Raw genomic sequence first — 22,387 nt, forward strand, 5'->3', positions numbered from 1 at the left:
CCTCTAGCTTGCACGAAACCATATTTCCAGTATCTTGGAATAATGGAATCCGAACCGGCTATTCTCGCGCTCGCCGCCCTGGCGCAATCCACGCGACTGGACGCCTTTCGGCTGCTTGTCCGCCATGCGCCGGACGGACTGCCGGCCGGAGAGATCGCGGACCGGCTCGCCGTTCCGACCAATACGATGTCGGCGCATCTGGGCGTGCTGTCGCGCGCCGGACTGATTGTGTCCCAGAGGCGCAGCCGGTCGATCATCTACCGGGCTGATCTGGATCGACTGGGCGAGGTCGTGCTGTTCCTGCTCAAGGACTGCTGCCAGGGCCGCGCCGAGCTTTGCCAACCCCTGCTGGCCGAACTGGCCCCCTGCTGCGACTGAGGCCAATGGACGTCGTCATCTATCACAACCCCGCCTGCGGCACGTCGCGCAACACCCTGGCCCTGATACGCCACGTCGGGATCGAGCCGCATGTGATCGAGTACCTGAAGACCCCGCCCAGCCGTGCGCTGCTGGCCCAACTGGTCGAACGGATGGGCGGATCGGTGCGCGATATCCTGCGCGAAAAGGGCACGCCCTACGCCGACCTCGGCCTGGACGACGCCGCCCTGTCGGACGACCAACTGCTGGACGCCATCGCGGCGCATCCGATTCTGATGAACCGCCCCATCGTCGTCTCGCCCCTGGGGGTGAAGCTGTGCCGCCCGTCCGAGGCGGTGCTGGACCTGCTGCCCGACACTCTCTCCAAGCCCTTCGTCAAGGAAGACGGCCAGGTCATTCTCGACGCCTAGGGGCGGGCGCGAGGTCTATGACGCGCGTTGCCCGTCCAGCCAGTCCAGGCGGCTGAGCTGCAGACTGATCGCCAGTTCGATGCGGGGACGCTCGATCGGGTCCAGCGACACCACATACTGACGCAAGGCGGCGATTTCCGCCTCCACCGTGCGCCTCAGGGCCGCCAGGGCCTCAGCCTTTCGGACAGGCGGCAGACGGTCCCACATGCCTGAGCGCAGGCGGAAGGGGTCTAGACCGACGCTGGCGGCGCGCTCGGCGTCGCAGATCCAGTCTTCCATCACCGCGACTCCCTGTGGCGTCAGGGACAGAAGAACCGTGCCCCGGCCCGAACCCGTCTCGGCCGCGTCGATCACGCCACGATCCGTCAATCGTCGAATGGCCGGATAGACGGCGCCCGCGCTGCCCCTCCATTCCAGAGACATCGAATCCTGGAACGCCTTGCGGACCTTGAAGGCGGTCGAGGCGCCGCGATGATGGATTTCCGACAGGATGGCGCCTTCCAGCTCCGTCAGGCTTCCTTGCCGATTGTTCATTTGACCCGATCCGACTCGATAGTCCTAATCGGACTATCGACGTCCATGGAGGAATGCATGATCCGGTCCTTGTTCAAACGCGCCACGGCAGCGGCCTGCCTGGCCGGAGTCAGCCTATCGGCTGGCCTTGCTGCGGCGCAAGCCGCGCCTGTCTCTCAAGCGCCCACTCAGGCGCCCCCTCTGGCGACCGCCCCCGCGCCGGCGGCCGCTGTGGCCCGCATCCCGCTCTATGTTTCGGACGGCCGGGCGCTTCTGATGATGCGGATCAACGGCGGCCATCCTGCGCCCGTCGTCTTCGACACCGGCACCAACGGCAACCTGATCTACAAGTCTTACGCCGACGACATGGGCATGCCGAATGTGGGCCCGTCCCAGTCCAGGGACGGCAGCACGGGCCTGATGGTGCCCGGCTATACGACCAGTCTGAAGGGGGTGACCCTGGGCGGCTATGCGATCACCGAGGGCCCCGCCACCGTCTTCGAGTTCAGGGACGAGGACGAAGTCGGCATCTTCGGTCCCAACAGCTTCCCCGGGAAACTGGTCGAGATGAACCTGGCGAAGGGCGAGCTTCGCATCATGGCGCCCGATGCGCCCCAGCGCCCCGAGGGCCCCGGACACGCCTATTCCGACGACGAACGCCTGCCGGTCGTCGCCTTGGACCTGCCGGGCGCCTCGGTCGAGGCCACCCTGGACACCGGCAACGACAGCGCCTTCCTGCTGCCGCTGTCTCTGGTCAGCCAGATCAAGTTGAAGGGCGAGCCGCGCAAGATCGGCATCGCGACCTCCGCCGCCGGAACCCAGCCGGTGTACGAGGCCCAGGCCGACGGCCCGGTCAAGGTCGGCGGCGTCGTGGTCGACAGCCCCAAGCTGCGTTTCATCGAGGGCGGAACCCCCAATGTCGGCCTGCCCATGATGCGCAAGTTCCGATTCGTCTTCGACCCCACCAACGAACGCACCTGGGTCCTGGCGGGCGACTGACGGTCAGGGCGGTCCGATGTCGTCAGGCGTCGGACCGTTCGGGCGTCTGCGGAATACGGTCCGTCAGCAGTTTCAGGACCTTGGCGGTAATGGCCAATTCCTCGTCGGTGACGCCGGCCAGCAGTCGGGTGCGATCCTCACGCGCCACACGATCGGAGGCGTTCAGCGCCTCCAGCCCCTTGGGTTCCAGCCGGATCAGGTTGGCGCGTCCGTCGCCGCAAAACGGATGGCGTGACACCAGCCCCTCTTCGATCGACAGCTTGATGCGGCGCGACAGCGACGCCTCCGATATCCGCAAGATCGCCGCCAGCTCCGACTGCGTCAGACCCTTGGGCTTGGACGCCAGAACATACAGGTGCGCACGCTGCGCCGCCGTATAGCCTCGGCCGCGAAACAGCGCATTGGCCCGCGTGATCCACGCCCGGGCCACGAAGGCGATGCGCATCGACACGACCAGTTCCAGGCTTCCGCGCGGATCGTCCCCGGTCGTCGCTGCATCCGCCTCCGTAAAGCTTAGATAGAAGGCGTCATCGAGATCGGCGGGGTGGGAAGACATGGGCGTCACGCAAACAGGCGCTGGATATCAGGCGAAGAGCGAAAGCCTTTACCCCGCGCGCAGGTTCTCCACCACGCTTCTCAGCCGCGCCGGCAGCGGCTTGGGCCGGCGGGTTTCGGCGTCGACATAGACGTGGACGAAATGGCCGATGGCGGCGGGAACATCGACGCTGCGCTTGAAGACCGCAAAGCCGTAGGTAACGCTGGAGGTGCCGATCGCATCGACCTTGATCCCGACTTCGATCACATCGGGAAACTTCAGCGACGAGGTGTAGCGGCAGCCCGAGTCCACCACCAGGCCGATCGATTCCGTCAGCGCATTGGCGATCAGCAGGTGGGCGTTCACCGCAGAGTCCACGAACTCGTAGAATTTGGCGTTGTTGATATGGCCGTACTGGTCGTTGTCGGCCCAGCGGGTGGAGACCATGTGAAAGGCCTTGTAGGTCGCCCGTTGCGCCAGCGCGCCCTCGTCTCGTTTCGGCATCGTCGTCTCCCTCGGCGACGCGAACCGTCGCTCTCGATCCCGACGCTCTAGCTTGGACGACGTTAGGTCAAGCGCCTATCGGTAGGAGTCTGATCACGAACGCGCTGGCCGACAGCGCCCCAGAGGGCAGACCGATATGAGCCTCCAGACCCGCGCCGCCGTCCTGTCCCGCATGGGCGCCGTCCACCCTTACGCTGACAGCCGCCCCCTGTCGGTCGAGACCGTGACGCTGGACCCGCCCGGCCCGGGCGAGGTGCTGGTCGCGATCAAGGCGGCGGGCCTGTGCCATTCGGACCTGTCGGTCATCAACGGCGACCGCCCCCGTCCCCTGCCTATGGCCCTGGGTCACGAGGCGGCGGGCGTGGTCGAGGCGCTGGGGGACGGCGTCACCGATCTCGCCATCGGCGATCACGTCGTCATGGTCTTCATGCCGTCCTGCGGCCATTGCGACCCGTGCGCCGGCGGCCGTCCCGCCCTGTGCGAGCCCGGCGCCGCCGCCAACGGCCGGGGCGAACTGTTGTCCGGCGCCCGCCGCATCTTCCGCGAGGGCGAGCCCGTCAACCACCACCTGGGCTGCTCCGCCTTCGCCGAGCGGGCCGTCGTCTCACGCCGCTCCCTGGTCAAGATCGATCCCGACCTGTCCTTCGAGGAGGCGGCCCTGTTCGGCTGCGCCGTCCTGACCGGCGTCGGGGCCGTGGTGAACACCGCCCAGGTCCGCGCGGGTCAGAGCGTCGTCGTCATCGGCCTGGGCGGCGTGGGCCTGGCCAGCGTGCTCGGCGCCCTGGCCTCCGGCGCCAGCCCCGTCGTCGCCGTCGACCTGTCCGAGGACAAGCTGGCCCTGGCCCGCACCCTGGGGCCCGTCCACACCGTCAACGCCGCCGACCCCGACGCCGTCGATCAGGTCCGCACCCTGACGAACGGCGGCGCCGACGTCGCCTTCGAAATGGCCGGCGCGGTCCGGGCGCTGGAGGCGGCGTGGAAGATGACCCGGCGCGGCGGAACCACCGTCACTGCCGGCCTGCCGCCGCCCGATTCGGCCCTTGCCGTCAATATCGTCTCCCTGGTCGGCGAGGAGCGCACGCTGAGGGGCTCCTACATCGGAACCTGCGTCCCCAGCCGCGACATCCCCCGCTACGTCGCCCTGTATCGCCAGGGCCGCCTGCCCGTCGATCGCCTGATGAGCGGCATCATCCCCCTCGATGACATCAACACCGGTTTCGAACGCCTCCACGCCGGCGAGGTCGTGCGGCTGATCGTCAGACCCTGACGACACTGTAATCCCGCCGCCCGCTTTCGGCCGCAAATCCGCAGACCAATGTCCGCTCAAGCTTCAGCGGAGATCTTCCATGCGCCCGTCTCGCCTGTCCTGCGCCGCCGCGATGTCGGCCGTCGTCCTCGCCTTCGCCGTTCCGGCCTTGGCTCAAGAGACTCCGCCTCAGAACAACGCCGAGATGGCCGCCATCTTCGCCGCCGATCAGGCGATACGGCAGAACCTGACCCCGGACTTCTTCAAGGACCGCGCCCGCGTCACAGCAATGCTCGCCGAAGACGCCGCGCGCCGGGTCCAGACCCGCGCCCTGCTGGACGCCGGCGCGCTCAGCACCGGCGAGGACTATCGCGCCGCCGCCTTCGTCTTCCAGCATGGCTCCACGCCCGAGGATTATCTGCTGGCCCATAGTCTGGCCGTCGCCGCCGTGGCCAAGGGCTCGCCCGAAGGCGCCTGGATCGCCGCCGCGACGCTGGATCGCTATCTGCAGATGACCGAAAAGCCGCAGATCTACGGCACCCAGACCCGCAAGACCCGCGACGCCCCGGCCACCCTCGATCCCTATGATCGCGCCCTGATCCCCGACAGCCTGCGCGCCGTCTTCGGCGTCCCGCCCCAGTCGGAGCAGGACGCGCGTCTCGCGGCCGTCAACGCCGCGGCGGAGGCCGCGGCGTCCCAGCCCTGATCGCTCAGTTCGCCGCCGGCTTCGGCGGGGCGTTCTTCACATACTGGTCCAGCCAGCGGGTCATTTCCCACAGGGTGTGGCCCACCGATTCCCGCGCGCGGTATCCGTGCGCCTCCAGTGGCAGGATGACGTAACGCGCGGTCGCCCCCAGCCCCTTCAGCGCCGCATAGAACCGCTCGGACTGGACCGGGAAGGTGCCCGAGTTGTCGTCCGCATCGCCGTGGATCAGCAGGATCGGCTCGTTCAGCTTGTTCGCATAGGTGAAGGGCGACATCTCGGTATAGACCTCGGTCGCCTCCCAATAGTTGCGCTGCTCCGACTGGAAGCCGAACGGCGTCAGGGTGCGGTTATAGGCGCCCGACCGCGCGATCCCGGTCCGGAACAGGTCGGTGTGAACCAAGAGGTTCGCCGTCATGAAGGCGCCGTAGCTGTGGCCGCCCACGGCGATCCGGTCGCGATCCGCCACCCCCATCGCCACCACCGCATCCACGGCGGCCTGGGCGTCGGCGGTCAGCTGCTCGACATAGGTGTCGTTCGGCTCGGCCCCGTCCTTGCCGATGATGGGCATGGAGGGGTTGTCGAAGATTGCATAGCCCTGGGTCAGCAGGAACAGATGGCTGGACCCGCCCGGCCGCACGAAGCGGTTCTGCACATCCACTGTCTGGCCCGCCACCGCCGCATCGGTGAACTCGGCCGGATAGGCCCACATCAGCATCGGCAGCGGCCCGTCGCGGTCCTTGTCGTAACCGGCCGGCAGATACAGCGTCCCCGACAGCTTGACCCCGTCGGCCCGCTCATAGGTCACCAGTTGCCGCGTCGCCTCGGCCAGCTGCGGCGCCGGATCAGGGAAGTTGGTCAGCCGCGTCGTCTGGCCCGTCGTCAGGTCGCGGATCTGCAGGTTGGGCGGATCCAGCCGCGTTTCGCGCTGCGTCACCACCCGCTTGCCGTCCGCATCCAGGAAGCCGACCACATATTCGTAGTCCGTGTTGGCCGAGGTCCACAGCCGTTCGCTGCGTCCCGTCGCCGGGTCCATCGCGGCCAGGAAGGGGAACTCGCCCTGCGGCGTCGCGCCCGCGCCCGACATCAGGATGCGCCCCTGCGGATCGAAGCGGATCACCGACCGCCCTTGAGCATTCGGCTGGGTCACCGGCTGGCCCGGATTGTCGTAGCGGGCCTGATAGTTCCGCTCCAGCAGCACCCGGCCCTCGCCGGGGTTGGACGGATCGACGACGAACCGCGTCTCGTGCCGGGTGTTGAACCAGCGGCTGTTGACGATGGCCAGGTCGTCCTTGCCCCACACGATCCCGCCGAACCGTTCCTTCAGGTCGATCAGCTTGACGGGCTCGCCCGTGAAGGGCGCAGCCTGCATGAAGACCCGATCCCGGAACTCAGCCTCGCGGCGGATGTCGCCGCCGTCCAGCGCCTCGACCCAGGTCAGGGTCGCCGGCGCATCGGCGCGCCAGCCGACCGCGCGCGGCCCCGGCGCCACCGCGTCGAAGGCGGTCGGCACATCGTCCCGCAGCGGCAGGTCGGCGACCGTGCGCACCACGCGACCGTTCAGATCCGTCACCACGATCTCGGTCGGGAACAGGTCGTCCGGCACCGCATAGGAATAGGGCCGCTTGGCGATCTCATGCAGGATGTATTGACCGTCCGGCGACACCGACGCGTCCAGATAGACCGCCGGCGACCCGATCGTCCGTGCACGGCCGTTCAGCGGAACCAGCGTCAGCTGGCTGGTGAAATAATGGTCGAACAGGGCCTCGTCGCCGGGGTTGGACAACAGGTCCTGATAGGTCCGCACCGGCGCGACCCGCCCGGCCGTCTCCTCGATATTGGGCCCCGTGGGCGCCGCCGTCACGTCCGGCGCCGGACCGCGTCCCGCCGGCACCGCCTCGACCAGCAGGCCCGAACTGTCGGGCAGCCACTCATAACCCGTCCCGCCCGTCATATTGACCACCGGATCGGTCAGCTTCCTCGCCCGCGCCGAGGCCACGTCCACCACCCACAGCTCCAGCCCCGTCGGACGATCCAGCACGAAGGCCAGCGACTTGGCGTCCGGCGAGAACCGCGGCGCCGTGAACCGCGCGCCGTCGGGCAGGGCCACGACGCGAGGTTGCCCCCCGTCCACCGCCTGCAGGCTCAGCCCCGTCAGCCACGCCACCCGGCTTTCGGCCGCGCCGTTGTTTCTCGGATTGATCCGCGTCCCCGCCAGCCTCAGCATCGGCTCGGCCAGGGCCTTGATGCTGGGTAGGTTGGACCGGTCCATCAACACCAGCGTCCGCCGATCCGGGCTCAGCATCGACGACGGCGTCGGCTTGGCGTCCAAGATGTCCGCGATCGGCGCCGGCGGCTGCTGATAGACCATCGGCCCCACAGCCGGCGCCGCGTTCTGGGCCCCCGCGTTCTGGGCCAACGCCCCACCCGCCACGCCGCTCATCAGCACCGCCGCCAGAACCAGCCCAACCCCACGTCCACGCATCATCATCGTCTGAAGTCCCCACAAATCCCGAACCCCAGACCTACCCCCGCCGGCACGCCGACGCCAACCCGTTTTGGGGTCAAGCAGTCATTAGGTCGCTGGCGGCGTCAGACGACGATTTCCCCGAATGCCGGTTCAATCCCTCGCGTCGTTTCCAACCGCAGAACATAGGCGCCGGGCCTGAGCATCATGGTTCCCCGCGCCTGGCCCGCCTCCAGCAGAAAGTGGTCTGCCGGGATGACCATGCCTTCCTGCATATGCAGCGCTTGCAACAGGGCCGGGCCTTCAAAAGCCGGGATCGAGACCTCGACCGCCTTTCGCAGGGGGTCAGCCGCCAGCCAGCCCGGCCGTCCAGCCACGCGCTCCAGTCTCGGATGAAAGACGCTCAGGTCCACTCGACCTTCGAAATCGCTGTTGGCGAAGGCGATCCCGTTGCGCGACACAACGATAGGCGCGGTCGGCTGGAAGCGCTTCAAGACAGCGGCGACATGCGGCGCATCGGCTTGCGGCCGCGTTGCAGGCCAGTTCCAGGACTGCTCGATGGTCAGGGGATCGATGCCGGTCAGCGCCTTCAGCCGAGCGGCGAACCACAGGCCCCCGCGCCCTTCAAGCTCCATGGCATGACTGTAGCCGCACAAGACGAAGATCCGCGCATCCGGTCGGCCCTTCAGCACAGTTTCGACCAGATTTCCGGCCTGTGCCGCTTCTCGCGCGGCGATCTGCTCATCACCTGACGCCGTCGCCGGCGGCCTTTGGTCCCACCGCCATTCGTAATCCGCGAACGTATAACCGAGCTCCGCCGCCTCCCTTACGGCCTCCGCATAGACCGGGTCGGCGATGTAGTATCCGAAACTGGAATGCAACGGATCTCCCCGCCTGTATCTGCGTATGCTAGGCGCCGCCTCTTGCTGTGGCTGGAGGAAGGTTTCGGCGGCGAAGGTGTCGAAACCCAGCGGGCTCAAAGCCCGCATGACGCGCGTCGCGAAACCGCGATGGCCCGATATGTTGTGGGCCTCGTTGAGTATGACGATCTGCCTGTCTGTCGCGGCTTCGACGATGGCGGACAGGGCATCACGGCTCTCGGCGTCCGACAGGTCTGGCAACTCGGCGTCGGCCGGCCGATCCTTTTCGTCGCCGCCGATCGCCGTCGTCTCGTCGCCAAGGAAGGCGGCATACTGCGCCAGAAAGCCTCCAGCCGCCGGACGGCCCGCAGCCGCCTGCGCCTTCAGCTCGAGATACTGCGGCAGATACCGCCCTTCGACCATGAACTGCTGCTCGGCGCTCAATGGCGTCTGCGACCAAGCAGGTCGCACAGCCAGCGCGCCCGTCGCAACGGCCGCCAGCCCTAATCCTCGTCGTGTCAGCATTCGCCCCTCCATCTCCCTTAAATCGCAGGTTGTGCTGGGCGGAAGTATGGCGAGCTGTCGCCGCGTCGAAGGTTTGCGTGTGAACGGCGCCTCTTTCGGCCTTGTTGCGCATCGTTCCGATTTTGACTGCCACAAGAAAATCGTAGCGGCCTGCGGCGTCTTCGGAGTTTCCGCTCTCGGCGCCTTTGCCTAGGAACGACAGGCATGTCCGTTCGGCGCCAATCCATGTCTCTAAATCTCGATCGTCTCACCGCCCAAGAACAGGACCTGCTGCGTCTTCTGGCTCAGGGTCATACCGCCAAGACCATAGCCAATCTGACGGGCCTGTCGGTCAATAGCGTCAACGAAAGGCTCCGATCGGCACGGCGTAAAACCGGCGCAGTCAGCAGCCGCGAGTTGGCGCGCCGTCTCGCCGATCAAGCTCCACAGCCGCCACAAGAAATTCGGCCCAAACTATTCGGTGTTGGCCGCCAGACGCCCGAGCGGCACTGGTCGGGCTCGGATCGAGCGGCGACCGGCAAGGTCAGTTTGCGGAGAACAGCGATGGCGTTCGCAGTAATTTTTGCGGCCGCATTGGCGGGCCTTGTCACCAGCAGGTTTCAATATCCGGCTGTCTCATCCTCTCAACCCACATCACCGCCAGGGTCGGCTGCGCATAGCTCTGGAGGGGAGGAATGGAGAGGACTCTTCAGTCCCAACGTTCCGGCCGTCGCCTTCCTGGTTCCCGATCCGTCCAAACCGTACAGTGCGACCCCGCAGGTCATGCTAATCTGCGAAGGCCTTTCCATGACCACCATCGTGCGGGGATTTTCACCGCGCGATGCATGGCCCCAACCTGAAATGGACCTGCGGGTCGGCGATGTTGTGGTCAGAACAGGCTCGCCTCAGGTGAAAGGCGATGCTGACGATCCCGCCCTTGAATACGCATTTTCGATCGCAGACGAAATTTTGGAGCCCTTGGCGCAGGGCGCATCCATCGCCTTCACCTTTGATGGCCAGACCATTTCAGCGCCGACAATTTCTGAACCCTGGCGCAGCCGTTTCGTGAAGGCGTGCGGTGATCTGGTTCATCCCGGCATGCGCCGACGCGGCGCCGTCAGCGCCCGCGTCTATTGAGCGTTGAGCAGCGCCTTGACCTGATCGCGCTCCGGCGCCGAGGGTTGCGCACCCGGGCGGGTTGCGGCGAAGGCTCCGGCGGCGCAGGCGAAGCGCAGCGCCTCGGCCGGGTCCATGCCTTCCAGCAAGGCGACGGTGATGGCGGCGACGAAGGCGTCGCCCGCGCCTGTCGCATCGACCGCCTCGACGGCGGGCGGGGTCGCCCAGGCCATCTCGACGCCGCGCTGATACATGGCCGCGCCTCGCGCGCCCTTGGTCACCACCACTCGACCGCCGCCCCGATGCAGTCCATCGCCATAGAAGGCCGCCTCGGTCTCGTTCACGACGATCAGGTCGGCGCGGCGCAGCAGCAGTTCCGACACCGGCGCGGCGGGCGCCAGATTGGCGCAGACGAAGCCCGTCGCCCGGCCCACCGCCGCCTCGACCGTCTCGATCGGCAGCTCCAGCTGTACGATCAGCGCGCCCTCGATCCGCTGCGGCAGCTGTTCAGGGGTGACCATGTGGTTGGCGCCGGCCGCGACCACGATCTGGTTCTCGCCGGTCGGATCGACGGCGATCAAAGCGACCCCCGTCGGGGCCGCCACATCCACCTCCACCCCCGCCAGATCGACGCCCAGGCCCTCCATCAGGGCCAGGGCCTCGCCGGCCATGGCGTCGTCGCCGACCCGCCCGATCAGACAGACCTCGGCCCCCAGCTTCTCGGCCGCGAGAGCCTGGTTGGCGCCCTTTCCGCCGGGATGGCGCGCCAGGGTCGCCCCGGTCACCGTCTCGCCCGGCGCCGGCAGTTGGGGCGCGGTGGCCACCAGATCCAGATTGATCGAGCCGACGACGGTGATCCTCATGCGCCGGCCTCCAGCGCCTGAGCCTTCAGAGCTTGGGCCTCCAGAGCTTGAGCCTTCAGCTTGGCGACGATCAGATCGAACACCCCTTGCGCGTCCGCCGCGACCGCCCAGCGATGCCGCGCCGTCGCCGGATCGATCCGGAACTCGACCGCCGTATGCCCGCGCGTCAGGTCCGAACCCGTCTCCACCTCGATTCGGCAGGGCTTCGTCTCGAACAGGTCAGGCTGGATCAGCCAGGCGATGGGACACGGGTCATGCAACGGCGCTGCATCCCAACCCACGATTTCGCGCTCCACCCGCTGCGAGAACCGCAGCGTCGACGCCGCCGCCCGCGCGGCCTCGCTGTCGATGGCCTCTATCGCCGCGATCCGGTCCTCGGTCGCGCGCACCTGATGGGTCGCATCCAGGCCGAAGGCGACGACCTGACAGCCCGATCCGAACACCACCGCCGCCGCATCCGGATCGGCCCAGATGTTGAACTCGGCCGATGCGGTGACATTGCCGCCTTCCGACCGCGCCCCGCCCATGACGACCACCGGCCCCAGCCGTTCGGCCAGCCGCCGTTCGCGCCGCATCGCCAGCGCCAGATTGGTCATCGGCCCCAGGACGGCGATGGCGACCGAACCTTCGGGCCGGCTCATCACCAGATCGACGATGGCGTTGGCGGCCGGTCCGTCGCCGACGATCCCCGTCGGTTCGAACGGCTCCAGATCGCCCAGACCCTCGACGCCGTGAAACTCGCCCGCCCCCGCCGGCGGACGTTTCAGCGGCCGCTCCGCCCCGCCGAAAACCGGCACGTCCTCGCGCCCGGCGATCTGGCGGATGATCCGCGCATTGCGCTGGGTCTTGGCGACGGGGACATTGCCCCCGACCGTGGTGACGGCCAGCAACTCCAGCTCGGGCGCGGCGAAGGCCAGAAACAGCGCCACGGCGTCGTCCACGCCGGGGTCGCAATCGATGATCAGGGACTGAATAGACACCGCCCATGACTAGGCAGGCCGGCCGCGCGGAGCAAGCCGCAACCGCGCCTCAGACCCGACACGCCGTCACGCACGCCTGGGCCAGCACCTCGGCCGAATCCGTCAGCGGGATCGGCGCATCCTTGGCCCTCAGCAGCAGCGGCACTTCGGTGCAGCCGGCGATCAGCCCGTGCGCGCCCGCATCCGCCAGGGCCTGCGCCAGCCGCAACATCCCTGCCCGCGCCGCCTCGCCGACATCGCCGCGCTTGACCCCATAGACCAAGCCCATGAAGGCCTCGCGGTCCGCACCCTCCAGCAGCACAGTGTCGACCCCGCGCGCCGCCAGCGCCTGCGTGTACAGCCGCTCGCCCCCCGGCGTCGCCAGCACCCCGATCCGCTTGGCTCCAGAGGCCGCCGCCGCATCCGCCGTCGCCGCAATCATGTCGATGAAGCCCAGCCCCTTCGCCTCGCACGCCGCGCGGATCGCACCCGCCTGGGCGTGGGCGGTGTTGCAGGGCATGGCGATCACCTCGGCTCCCGCCGCCGCCAGCCCCTCGGCCATCTGTCCCAGCACCAACTCGGCCTCGCCCGGCCGCGTGTTGCGATCGGGAACGTGGGGGTTCAGGTCCATCACGACCCGGATATGATCGGCGTCGCCCTCCGCCGGCGTCAGCGCCTGCACCCGCGCCAGAAACGCCACGGTCGCCGCCGGCCCCATGCCGCCGATCACGCCCAGGATCTTGCTCATCGCATCACGCCCCATCCCACGACCGCCGCGGCGGCCAGAACTGCCGGCACGGCGTAGCGGCTCTGCCAGGCCCACGCCACCGCCAGGGCGCCCGCAAAGATCGCTGCAGCCGCCGCCATCGACGGCGCCCGCTGCAAGGTCGCCCAGCCCAGCTCCACGCTGGTCGCGGCGATGATCCCTACGACGGCGGCCGCGACCCCGGCCAGACCGTCGTGCAGCCGCCGGTCCTCGACCACCGCCTCCAGCCGTTCATAGAAGATCATTGAAAAGGCGAAGGCGGGCGCGAACACCCCGGCCGTCATCGCCAGCGCCCCGCCCCAGCCCGCGACCACGAAGCCGACAAAGGTGCAAAAGATCACCAGCGGCGCCGGGATCACTCCCGCAAAGGCGATCCCGTCCAGAAACGCCCCATCGTCGATCAGCCCGCGCCCCACCGTATCGGCGCGCACATAGGGAATGGCGGTATAGGCGCCGCCGAACGTCAGCAGCCCCGCCTTCAGCCCCGTCCAGAACATCGCGACCCAGCCGCCATCGCCCGCCGGCCCCGCCGTCTGTCCAAATACCGGCCCGCCGTCCCCCAGCCCGTGCATCGCCAGGGCTGCGAGAACCGCCAGCGCCACGACCCCGACGGCCAGGCCGACCCGCCCGACCCGGACCAGCAGATAGGCCGCCCCGCCCGCCGCCAGCACGATCCAGAAGGCCGCTCCCGCCAGGGTCGCCGCAAAGCCGACGACGGCGACGGCCCACAGCCAGCGATCCTCCAGAATATGCGATCCGATCTTGCAGACGGCGCGCACGATCACCGCGACCACCGCCGACTGAACCCCCAGGAACGCCCCGGCCAGCAGGCCCACGACCGGCGACAGCGCCACATAGGCCCAGCCGATCCCCAGCATCAGGATCAGCCCCGGCAGCATGAACCCCAGGCCCGCCAGCAGACCGCCCATCCGCCCCCGCGCCCGCATGCCCATATGCACGCACAGCTCGTGCGCCTCCGGCCCCGGCAGGATCTGCAACACCGCCAGCAGCCGGTTGAACCGCGCGCTGGACATCCACCGGCCCTGATCGACCAGCTCGCGCCGGATCATCGCGATCTGCGCCACCGGCCCGCCAAACGCCAGCAGCCCGAACCGCAGGAACCGCAGAAACACCGCCGTCAAGGACAGCGCCGGCGGAACAGGTTCGATCTCGCGCACCGTCACCCGCCGCCCCCGTCTTCACCGCTTCGAGCCCGCGCGATCCGATAGGGCCCCGCGCGCAGCGCCAGCGGCCGTCCCTTCCAGCTCAGTCGCACCGCGCCCTCGTCCACCAGGGCGTCCACCGCCGCGTGAACGTCAGGCATCGCCTCGCGCCACGCGCCGTCTTCGCCCGCGACCGCCCGCGCAACCTCGCTGGGGCAGACAGTGGCGTCCTCGGCCCGGGCGGCCAGAAGCGCCAGCGTGGCCTCGCGCGGGTCCATGACGGACGGCGCGCCTACAGCGCCCCTTCGATCTCGGTCTGATAGCCGAACAGCCCCTGCGCTCCGCCAGTGTGCAGGAAGACCACTGTCTCGCCATTGAATTGTCCGGCCCGCGCCAAGGCGATCAGCCCCTTCATCGCCTTGCCCGAATAGACCGGGTCCAGCACGATCCCGTCCAGACGCGCGGCCAGGGTCAGGGCGTCGATCACCCCCTGGTCGATCAGGCCATAGCCCTCGCCGACATAGTCGCAATCGGCGACCACCATCTCGCGCGTCACCCGGCCCGGTTGGCCCAGCAGGGCGGCCGTCTCCTCGGCCAGTTTGAAGACGTTCGCCTCCTGCCTGTCCTTGGGCGCCCGCACCCCGATGCCCAGCACGAGAATGTCCGCCCGCATGACCGCCAGCCCGGCGACCAGGCCCGCGTGGGTGCCCGCGCTGCCCGTCGCCGTCACGATGCGGTGGACCTCCAGATCCATCTCATCGGCCTGGACCAAGATCTCGCGCGCGCAATCGACATAGCCCAAAGCCCCGATCGGGTTCGATCCGCCGCCGGGAATGACATAGGGCTTGCCGCCCCGCGCCCGCACCTCGTCCGCCGTCTTCTCCAGCTCGGCGACCATGTCCGTCCCGCCCGGCACGGTGCGCAGGGTTGCGCCGAACAGCCGGTCCAGCAGCACATTGCCGTTGCCGACATAGTCCGTCGCCTTGGACCCCGTCCGCTCTTCCAGAATGATCTCGCAGGCCAGGCCGTGGGCGGCGGCCGCCGCCGCCGTCTGGCGCACATGGTTCGACTGCACCGCCCCTTGCGTCACCAGGGTGTCGGCGTCCTGTTCGAACGCCGCGCCCAGCAGGAACTCCAGCTTGCGGGTCTTGTTGCCGCCGCCGGCCAGGCCGGTGCAGTCGTCGCGCTTGATCCACAGATCCAGACCCAACTCCTCCGACAGGCGGGGCAGCGGCTCCAGCGGCGTCGGCAGATGGGCCAGGCGGATACGGGCGAAACGGGCGAGATGCATGGGACGGTTTCCTGTTCGCCGTCTTGATAGCCCGCGCCCATGACATTCAAAAGCGTCCAGCCCCAGCCGCCCGCCCCTTCGCGCGCCCTCGGCCTCAGCCCGGCGCGCCGGCCTCGGCCACACGCGTCGGCGCAACGAAGGCGGCGTCGCACAGGGCCTGGGCGAAGGCGTGGGACGTGACCGCCTGCCGGTCCATCAGGGCGTCCAGCACCCCGGCCCCCGCATCCACCGTCACGACCAGCGGATAACGCCCGACCACCTGACCGCCCTGCGCCGGGTCGCGCAATTCGGCAGTCGCCCGCATCCGGTGTTCGGCGCGATCGCCCGCCAGAATGGCCAGGCGCGGCGCCCGGCTCAGCGCCTCGACATGGATGTTCAGGTTCAGCCGATGCCGACCACCGGCGCACAGCCCCATTTCGTTCAGCACCTCGTCGTTGAAGGTGTCGGCGAAGTCGTCCTCGGCGTCCAGCCAGCCGGTCGTCGTCGTGACGCTGCCGATCCGCGCCTGTTCGGCCATGGCGGGCGACAGGGCCATCGGCTCGCCGCCGACCTCCACCGAGGCGCAGGCCGTCAATCCCGCGCACACCATGACCGCCAGGATGGCGGTCGTCTTGATCTGTTTCATCGTTCCCTCTCCCTCGATGACGCGACTAAGCTTGGCTGCGAATGAACGCCGCCTGAACGCCGTTCGACAAGCGGTCCGGAGCCAAAGCCGGCGTCCAAGCGTTGCCGCCGCATGACCGCCGCCGCGCCGCCCTTGGATCTGCAACGCGAGCGCGCCTATGTCCGCGATCTGGGCCGCGCCTTCGCCGGCGCCCTGGTGTTCAACATCCCGCTCTTGATGACGATGGAGATGTGGGCGCAGGGCGTGATCATGGACCGTTGGCGGCTGCTGACCTTCATCGTCGCCGGCCTGCCGCTGCTTTACGGCCTGGCCTATTACGCCGGCTTCTCCAAGCGACGCGGGCCGGTCAACGATGCGCTGGACACCGCCGTGGCCCTGGCCGTCGGCTTCATCACCGCCTCGGTGCTGCTGATTCTGTTCGGCGTCGTCGAATGGGACGCGCCGCCGCGCGAGGGCCTGGGCATGGTCGCGCTTCAGGCGATTCCCGGCGCCATGGGCGCGCTTCTGGCCCGGCGTCAGCTCAGCGGGGATGGCGGAGGCGACACCGATGAAGATCAGGCCTCCTATTTCGGCGAACTGTTCCTGATGGCGGCCGGCGCCCTGTTCTTCGCCCTGAACGTCGCTCCGACCGAAGAGATGATCCTGATCGCCTACAAGGCGACGCCCGCCCACATCCTGACCCTGATCGCCGTCTCCATCCTTCTGCTGCACCTGATCGTCTTCAAGGCCGGCTTCGCCGGTCAGGAAGAGGCCGAACATCCGATCAAGGCCTTCCTGCATTTCACCTTGCCCGGCTATGCCATCGCCCTGGCCGTCAGCCTGTTCACCCTGTTCCTGTTCGGGCGCACCGACGGCCATGCCGTCGCCGGCGTGGTCCAGACGATGGTCGTCCTGGGCTTCCCCGCCGCCATCGGCGCCGCCGCCGCCCGTCTGTTGGTCTGACCCCATGCCCACAAAGAAAAAGCCCGCCGCGTCGACCCGCCCTCTGTTGCAATGGGGCATGGCCCTGCTCGGCGCCGTCATCACCCTGACCGCCATCGGCATTGTGGTGTGGGAGGCGCTGCAGCCCACGGCCCCGCCCGCGCTCAGCGCCCGCATCGTCGCCGTGGACGTCACCGCCGCAGGCCAGGTCGCAACCGTCCGGGTCCAGAACGACGGCGACGACACCGCCGCCGCCGTGGATATCGAAGGGGTTCTGGGCGACCAGACCGCGACCGCCAGCCTGGACTACGTCCCCGGCCACGGCCACGCCAAGGCCTTCCTCCGCTTCGACGCAGATCCGCGCGCGGCGGTCGTCTCGGTCAAGGGCTGGTCGGCGCCCTAGGGGGCGTTCAGGCCGCCTGGGCCAGCACCGCGTCCTGCATCCGCTCGACGGTCTGCTGGGGCGCGCCGGCGCCGTCCACCGTGGCCCGCAGCGTCTCCTCCAGCGCCGGGGTCACGCGCACGCTGGCCATGGCCCAGCCGGAAAAGCCGCGCGCCGGGATCGACTTACGCTCGATCACCACCACCTCGTCATGGCGCGGATCGCTCGCCAGCCGCGTCATCAGCCGATCCAGATCCTGCGCCGCGCCCTCCAGCACCTGCAGGAACCGCCCGTCGTGGATCAGCAGCGCGCCGGTCAGGTCGTCGCGCGCATTGTTCCGCTGCGAGGTGGCCAGGATGTCCACCTGCATCATCAGGCTGTCCGAATTGCCCCGCGCGCGGCTGGTGTAGAGGACGCGTTCCAGGTTCAGGCTCATATCCTCGTTTCACTCACGCGACGCCGGCGCCCGGCCCAGGCTTTGCGCATAGCCCAATAAATCCATCGCGCCTACAGAGACTTATGTGCGGTGTCGGACAACTCGACATCCGCCGCGACGCGGGTTAGCCTGCAGGCGTTCTCCGGGGGGTCGCAATCGAGCGGCTGAGATTGGCGTAGCCGCCTGACCCGTCGAACCTGATCCGGGTCATGCCGGCGAAGGGATGAGTAACGCTACCGGTCCTGACGTCACAGGACCCTCGCGCCCGACGTCGGCGGACCTCAAACCGTTTGAGGCCGCCATGAACATCCAAGTCACCCCGCCCGCCCTGCCCGAAGAACCCAATGTCGAGTTGGCTCTGAAAGACGCCCGCGAGCAGGTCATGCGCGAGACTGGGACCATCCCGACCGGCGAACGGGCCGGCTCGCGCAAGGTCTATGTCGCCGGCGAACTCTATCCCGACATCCGCGTCCCCTTCCGCGAGGTCGCCGTCCATCCCAGCGCCAACGAGCCGCCGGTGACCATCTATGACTCGTCCGGCCCCTACACCGACCCGACCGTGACCATCGACATCAAGCGCGGCCTGCCCCACGTCAAATCCAGCTGGCAGCGGGATCGCGGCGACATCGCCCCGGTCGCCAATCCGCGCGAGGTCAAGCCCGAGGACAACGGCCATGCGTCCGGCCGCCATCTGGCCCCGCGCTTCGACACCTCCAACCACCGCGTCTTCAAGGGCGTCGAGGGCCGCCCGGTGACCCAGTACGAATACGCCAAGGCCGGGATCATCACGCCCGAGATGGAATATGCCGCCATCCGCGAGAACCTGCGCCGCGAGCAGAACAGCCCCTGCATCCGCGACGGCGAGGACTTCGGCGCCGCCATCCCCGACTTCGTGACGCCCGAGTTCGTGCGGCAAGAGATCGCGCGCGGCCGCGCCATCATCCCGCACAACATCAACCACCCCGAGGTCGAGCCGATGATCATCGGCCGCAACTTCCTGGTGAAGATCAATGCGAACATCGGCAACTCGGCCGTCCTGTCCTCCGTCGACGACGAGGTCGACAAGCTGGTCTGGGCCACCCGCTGGGGCGCCGACAACGTCATGGACCTCAGCACCGGCCGCAACATCCACAACATCCGCGACTGGATCATCAGGAACTCGTCCGTCCCCATCGGCACCGTGCCCATCTATCAGGCGCTGGAGAAGGTGAACGGCGTCGCCGAGGACCTGACGTGGGAGGTGTTCCGCGACACCCTGATCGAACAGGCCGAACAGGGCGTGGACTATTTCACCATCCACGCGGGCGTGCGCCTGCCCTTCGTGCCGATGACAGCCAAGCGGGTGACGGGCATCGTCAGCAGAGGCGGCTCCATCATGGCCAAGTGGTGCCTGGCCCACCACAAGGAGAGCTTCCTCTACGAGCATTTCGAGGACATCTGCGACATCATGCGCGCCTATGACGTCAGCTTCAGCCTGGGCGACGGCCTGCGCCCCGGCTCCATCGCCGACGCCAATGACGAGGCCCAGTTCGCCGAACTGCGCACCCTGGGCGAACTGACGAAAATCGCCTGGGCCAAGGGCTGCCAGGTCATGATCGAGGGCCCCGGCCACGTGCCGATGCACAAGATCAAACAGAATATGGACGAGCAGCTGAAGCACTGCCACGAGGCGCCCTTCTATACGCTCGGCCCCCTGACCACCGACATCGCCCCGGGCTATGACCACATCACCTCCGCGATCGGCGCGGCCATGATCGGCTGGTTCGGCACGGCCATGCTCTGCTACGTCACGCCCAAGGAGCACCTGGGCCTGCCGGATCGTCAGGACGTCAAGGACGGCGTCATCACCTACAAGATCGCCGCCCACGCCGCCGACCTGGCCAAGGGCCACCCCGCCGCCCGCCTGCACGACGACGCCCTGTCACGCGCCCGGTTCGAGTTCCGCTGGGAGGATCAGTTCAACTTGGGTCTGGACCCCGAAACCGCCCGCAAATACCACGACGCCACCCTGCCCAAGGAGGCCCACAAGACCGCCCACTTCTGCTCCATGTGCGGCCCCAAGTTCTGCTCGATGAAGATCAGCCAGGACATCCGCGACGCCGCCGCCGCCCAGAACGACGCCGGCGCCTCCCTGTCGGAAGCCGAAGCCGGCATGGCGGAGATGAGCGCGAAGTTCCGCGCCGGGGGCGGGGTGGTGGAGGTGAAACTACCCTAGCCCTCTCGCCTGCATTCGCTAACTATGGGTAGTGATTCGGGGAATCCTATGAGCGACACAACCTATTCAAGCCTCTTGATGGACGAACGCGTCCACTGTTGGTCCTTGATGACCACAATGGTGGTTGGGGATTACATCAACCTTGTCGAAAACGCCTATCGCGCCCGGGGTGGCATTAAGTACCAACGCGAGGCCCTGAAAACTACATCTGGGCGGCGTATTCGCGAACGTATGATCGACGATATCAAGAAGGGTGCCATTCTACCGCCTGTCGTCATAGGCGCGGTTGTGAATAGAGACGACATGGTCAGCCTGAAGGATTGGCCTGCGAACAAAATCCTCGATCACGTCAAGGACGAATGGTCGGGAAGCATCTCGATTATTGATGGTATGCAAAGAACGACAGCGTTGATGGCGGCCGCTGAGGATGAGAATAACGTATACAATCAAACAGTACGCATAGAGTGCTGGATATCAGAAAGTACTGACAGTCTGATATACCGGATGCTGGTCCTCAACACGGGACAGGTCCCATGGAACCTAAAACGTCAACTTCAAGTAGTATATGCCCCTTTGATTGAAGAGATGAAGCGGCGCATCACTTTTGAGCGTCTCCTTACCATGGAGAAAAGTGAACGACGGTACAAAGGTGGCGAATTTAGTGCTGACAGTTTAGTCGAAGCATACTTGGCTTTCGGACTTCGAAAGACTGAAATAGACACCCAAGAATCTCTGGCCGATGAGTTCTCTCGCCTCGATATGGCGGAGGCGATTACAGCCTCAAAGTACAATGATTTCTTCTATCCCATTGTACAAGTCCTAGTGGATATCGACAAAGCGTTCTCTCGACACGATACTGTTGCTGAGCAGATGGAAGGCGCGGACATTAATGATGGCGTGACGCCCTCCAAATTCCGTTTCGGTCGCAACATCTTCGACAGCCAGCCCGCACGCGTCGGGTTCATTGTCGCGTGTGCTGTCGGCGTTCTCGGACGTCTAGGAATGGATCGTGACCCGGCGGCCAGCGCTGCAGCGATGGACAGACTCAAGGCAGGCTCGTCGGCCTTGGTCGCGCACCTGGAAACCCTTAGCCCAGCGGAACTGGGCCAATTCCTCAGTTTGGACGTCCTAAGCGAAAAAATAGGCGTCCAGAAACGGTCGGGCGTGGGCCGGCAGGAACGAGCATTCTTCGAAACTGCATTCAAAGCGCTCATCGACGAGAATTTCGCCATACCCCGAATGGAGGTGTGCTGGAGAGCCTGATGTGGCCCGGAACAGAATGGCTATGAGCAACGTAATTTTCGGGCGGCTTATCGCGTTTGCAGACGCGCTCGGCGTACCGATAAACGACCCCACGACGACTAGGTTTTTGGCTCGCCATTCGGATGAAGATGCCGACCTTATGGCCAAGGCCAAAGTCACTTTCTACGACGTGACGCGAAAAATACGGCTATTCAGGTTGGTCCATAACGAATGCGTATACTTCTGCGTCTTCGGCTTGCCCAAACTCGAAGAGTTGCCAACCGGCTTGGACGAACACCCGTTGACGCCTGGCATACTTCAATCATGCATCGTTGAAGGCGATATTCAGCCTCGCCGAACAGTCAGCGGCTATGACATCAAGGATGCAATAGAGATAGTTCCTTTAAATGATGAGGGAAGATATGTCGGGCATGACTTCGCGCCGGTAGCTGCGCTTTTTCCGCCTGCGGCCGTATTCAAAGCCTCCACAAATGAAGATTTTCATTCGTCAAACCTGCGGGTTATTTCGGCACTGATCGCCCAGTCATATGAAGACGGTCCTCTGGAACTCGGCGAACAGAATATACGCAGCTTGGTTGGAATCATTGAGGGCGGATCGCCACATATTCCGTTCGAAAACTTACTTCAAGGGATGCTCTCAATATATTGGAGCAGCCTGTTCCTAGAGTTGTATAGATGCATCGAACAGCTTTACGCAGCTCCTCGCATAATAAAACTGTGCGAACATTGGCCGTCTAAATTGCCAATCCACGATCTCGCAAGACAAATTGAGAAGTCATTGGGATGGCGGCCGAAGGAAGATGAGGCGTTGGCGGGGTTGCTCGCGGAATGTGACACAAGCACGGTTGAGGCCGCCTGCTCTGCCTTCAACGTTTTAGAGGCCGATGAAGATCAGAAGAGCACGCCCTCGGAACGGCTCGCGAAAACCATTTACAAGCTGAGAAATAGTATTGTCCACTTTCGACCTGCGACGAAGGTCGAGAAGAAGGGTGATGCCGAGTGGCGCGTCATCACCGATGCAATGATTAACTTGGTGGACGAACTTTACGCGAAGCACGGCGAACGATTTTTCCCACCGTTGGCCGCCTAGTTATTCAACCATCCCCCGAAACACCTCCTTAAGCACCGCCGCAGGCTGCTCGCCCCGCCCCTCCCCGCATGCCCACCCTCGCCCTCCTCGCCGGACCAAACGGCACCGGCAAGACCACCTTCATCAAACGCTTCCTGCGTCAGCGGCGGAGGCGTTTCGGTTCGTGGACCCGGACGCG

24 protein-coding genes and 1 riboswitch are annotated in these 22,387 nt (G+C 66.5%); of the genes, 11 read left to right on the top strand and 13 right to left on the bottom strand.

Translation table 11 applies throughout. From position 1 onward, the window contains the following. Positions 1-42: 42 nt before the first annotated feature. Together E7T10_RS14970 and arsC are read left to right on the top strand one after the other, a co-directional pair. Entirely contained in the window at positions 43-378 is a 336-nt protein-coding gene (locus tag E7T10_RS14970; protein WP_137722408.1) for a helix-turn-helix transcriptional regulator, read from the top strand. Between the two features lie 5 nt (positions 379-383). Beyond that, positions 384-788 (top strand): arsenate reductase (glutaredoxin), encoded by a 405-nt coding sequence (gene arsC / locus E7T10_RS14975; protein ID WP_137722409.1) that lies wholly within the window; start codon positions 384-386, stop codon positions 786-788. A 15-nt stretch (positions 789-803) separates the two neighbouring features. Here arsC and E7T10_RS14980 read toward each other — a convergent pair whose 3' ends face one another. Then, the gene (locus E7T10_RS14980) at positions 804-1,322 is read right to left on the bottom strand and encodes a PadR family transcriptional regulator (protein WP_137722410.1); all 519 of its coding nucleotides are present in this window, start codon (positions 1,320-1,322) and stop codon (positions 804-806) included. Positions 1,323-1,379: 57 nt separating this feature from the next. Between E7T10_RS14980 and E7T10_RS14985 the strand changes: the two genes are divergently transcribed. Further along, complete coding sequence (locus E7T10_RS14985) at positions 1,380-2,300, top strand: retropepsin-like aspartic protease (RefSeq protein ID WP_168189962.1); 921 nt, start codon at positions 1,380-1,382, stop codon at positions 2,298-2,300. A gap of 22 nt (positions 2,301-2,322) precedes the next feature. Here the strand turns inward: E7T10_RS14985 and E7T10_RS14990 are convergent, their stop codons facing one another. Both E7T10_RS14990 and E7T10_RS14995 read right to left on the bottom strand, forming a co-directional pair. Then, positions 2,323-2,856, bottom strand: coding sequence for a MarR family winged helix-turn-helix transcriptional regulator (locus E7T10_RS14990; protein ID WP_137722412.1), 534 nt, complete (start codon positions 2,854-2,856; stop codon positions 2,323-2,325). Between the two features lie 48 nt (positions 2,857-2,904). Then, positions 2,905-3,339: a thioesterase family protein gene (locus E7T10_RS14995; RefSeq protein WP_017506452.1), complete on the bottom strand. Its 435-nt coding sequence runs from the start codon at positions 3,337-3,339 to the stop codon at positions 2,905-2,907. 136 nt (positions 3,340-3,475) lie between these two features. Between E7T10_RS14995 and E7T10_RS15000 the strand changes: the two genes are divergently transcribed. Beyond that, positions 3,476-4,606 (top strand): zinc-dependent alcohol dehydrogenase family protein, encoded by a 1,131-nt coding sequence (locus E7T10_RS15000; protein WP_137722413.1) that lies wholly within the window; start codon positions 3,476-3,478, stop codon positions 4,604-4,606. Between the two features lie 79 nt (positions 4,607-4,685). Then, positions 4,686-5,291, top strand: coding sequence for a hypothetical protein (locus E7T10_RS15005; protein ID WP_137722414.1), 606 nt, complete (start codon positions 4,686-4,688; stop codon positions 5,289-5,291). Between the two features lie 4 nt (positions 5,292-5,295). Here E7T10_RS15005 and E7T10_RS15010 read toward each other — a convergent pair whose 3' ends face one another. Continuing rightward, complete coding sequence (locus E7T10_RS15010) at positions 5,296-7,779, bottom strand: prolyl oligopeptidase family serine peptidase (RefSeq protein ID WP_168189963.1); 2,484 nt, start codon at positions 7,777-7,779, stop codon at positions 5,296-5,298. A gap of 101 nt (positions 7,780-7,880) precedes the next feature. Beyond that, a complete protein-coding gene (locus E7T10_RS15015) occupies positions 7,881-9,140 on the bottom strand; it encodes a hypothetical protein (RefSeq protein WP_137722415.1) in 1,260 nt (419 codons plus the stop codon). 204 nt (positions 9,141-9,344) lie between these two features. Here E7T10_RS15015 and E7T10_RS15020 point away from each other — a divergent pair, with 204 nt between their 5' ends. Further along, positions 9,345-10,256 (top strand): helix-turn-helix transcriptional regulator, encoded by a 912-nt coding sequence (locus tag E7T10_RS15020; RefSeq protein WP_246846053.1) that lies wholly within the window; start codon positions 9,345-9,347, stop codon positions 10,254-10,256. Here the strand turns inward: E7T10_RS15020 and E7T10_RS15025 are convergent. The 7 genes from E7T10_RS15025 to E7T10_RS15055 all read right to left on the bottom strand — a co-directional run bounded on the left by E7T10_RS15025 (position 10,250) and on the right by E7T10_RS15055 (position 15,902). After that, positions 10,250-11,098, bottom strand: a complete 849-nt coding sequence (locus E7T10_RS15025) for a ribokinase (protein ID WP_137722416.1) — start codon at positions 11,096-11,098, stop codon at positions 10,250-10,252. The two genes, E7T10_RS15020 and E7T10_RS15025, sit on opposite strands and share 7 nt — an antisense overlap. Beyond that, positions 11,095-12,078: a nucleoside hydrolase gene (locus E7T10_RS15030; protein ID WP_137722417.1), complete on the bottom strand. Its 984-nt coding sequence runs from the start codon at positions 12,076-12,078 to the stop codon at positions 11,095-11,097. Before E7T10_RS15030 ends, E7T10_RS15025 begins: the two co-directional genes overlap by 4 nt. Positions 12,079-12,127: 49 nt before the next feature. Continuing rightward, positions 12,128-12,805 carry an aspartate/glutamate racemase family protein gene (locus E7T10_RS15035; RefSeq protein ID WP_137722418.1) on the bottom strand — a complete coding sequence of 226 codons (678 nt, stop codon included), beginning with the start codon at positions 12,803-12,805 and terminating at the stop codon, positions 12,128-12,130. After that, positions 12,802-14,001: a chromate efflux transporter gene (gene chrA, locus E7T10_RS15040; protein ID WP_137722419.1), complete on the bottom strand. Its 1,200-nt coding sequence runs from the start codon at positions 13,999-14,001 to the stop codon at positions 12,802-12,804. Before chrA ends, E7T10_RS15035 begins: the two co-directional genes overlap by 4 nt. A 2-nt stretch (positions 14,002-14,003) precedes the next feature. Continuing rightward, complete coding sequence (locus E7T10_RS15045; protein ID WP_137722420.1) at positions 14,004-14,264, bottom strand: DUF3253 domain-containing protein; 261 nt, start codon at positions 14,262-14,264, stop codon at positions 14,004-14,006. Between the two features lie 14 nt (positions 14,265-14,278). Further along, positions 14,279-15,277 (bottom strand): D-cysteine desulfhydrase, encoded by a 999-nt coding sequence (locus E7T10_RS15050; protein WP_137722421.1) that lies wholly within the window; start codon positions 15,275-15,277, stop codon positions 14,279-14,281. 94 nt (positions 15,278-15,371) lie between these two features. After that, positions 15,372-15,902, bottom strand: a complete 531-nt coding sequence (locus E7T10_RS15055; RefSeq protein ID WP_137722422.1) for a hypothetical protein — start codon at positions 15,900-15,902, stop codon at positions 15,372-15,374. A 111-nt stretch (positions 15,903-16,013) separates the two neighbouring features. On the opposite strand from E7T10_RS15055, the gene E7T10_RS15060 reads away from it, so the two are divergent. Together E7T10_RS15060 and E7T10_RS15065 are read left to right on the top strand one after the other, a co-directional pair. Beyond that, positions 16,014-16,844 carry a TIGR02587 family membrane protein gene (locus E7T10_RS15060; protein WP_137722423.1) on the top strand — a complete coding sequence of 277 codons (831 nt, stop codon included), beginning with the start codon at positions 16,014-16,016 and terminating at the stop codon, positions 16,842-16,844. A 4-nt stretch (positions 16,845-16,848) separates the two neighbouring features. Beyond that, positions 16,849-17,226 (top strand): hypothetical protein, encoded by a 378-nt coding sequence (locus E7T10_RS15065; protein WP_137722424.1) that lies wholly within the window; start codon positions 16,849-16,851, stop codon positions 17,224-17,226. A 7-nt stretch (positions 17,227-17,233) separates the two neighbouring features. Here the strand turns inward: E7T10_RS15065 and E7T10_RS15070 are convergent, their stop codons facing one another. Beyond that, positions 17,234-17,641, bottom strand: coding sequence for a BLUF domain-containing protein (locus tag E7T10_RS15070; RefSeq protein WP_137722425.1), 408 nt, complete (start codon positions 17,639-17,641; stop codon positions 17,234-17,236). Positions 17,642-17,774: 133 nt separating this feature from the next. Then, a riboswitch (TPP riboswitch) is annotated at positions 17,775-17,883 on the top strand. Between the two features lie 140 nt (positions 17,884-18,023). Between E7T10_RS15070 and thiC the strand changes: the two genes are divergently transcribed. Genes thiC through E7T10_RS15085 form a run of 3 tightly spaced genes read left to right on the top strand, consistent with a single transcriptional unit; the run spans position 18,024 to position 22,209 of the window. Next, positions 18,024-19,856, top strand: coding sequence for a phosphomethylpyrimidine synthase ThiC (thiC, locus tag E7T10_RS15075; RefSeq protein WP_137722678.1), 1,833 nt, complete (start codon positions 18,024-18,026; stop codon positions 19,854-19,856). Positions 19,857-19,904: 48 nt separating this feature from the next. Then, positions 19,905-21,119, top strand: coding sequence for a hypothetical protein (locus tag E7T10_RS15080; protein WP_137722426.1), 1,215 nt, complete (start codon positions 19,905-19,907; stop codon positions 21,117-21,119). A gap of 22 nt (positions 21,120-21,141) precedes the next feature. Next, the gene (locus tag E7T10_RS15085; protein ID WP_137722427.1) at positions 21,142-22,209 is read left to right on the top strand and encodes a hypothetical protein; all 1,068 of its coding nucleotides are present in this window, start codon (positions 21,142-21,144) and stop codon (positions 22,207-22,209) included. The last annotated feature ends 178 nt before the right edge of the window (positions 22,210-22,387 follow it).

This window comes from Brevundimonas sp. SGAir0440 (genome assembly GCF_005484585.1).
Taxonomy (GTDB): Bacteria; Pseudomonadota; Alphaproteobacteria; order Caulobacterales; family Caulobacteraceae; genus Brevundimonas.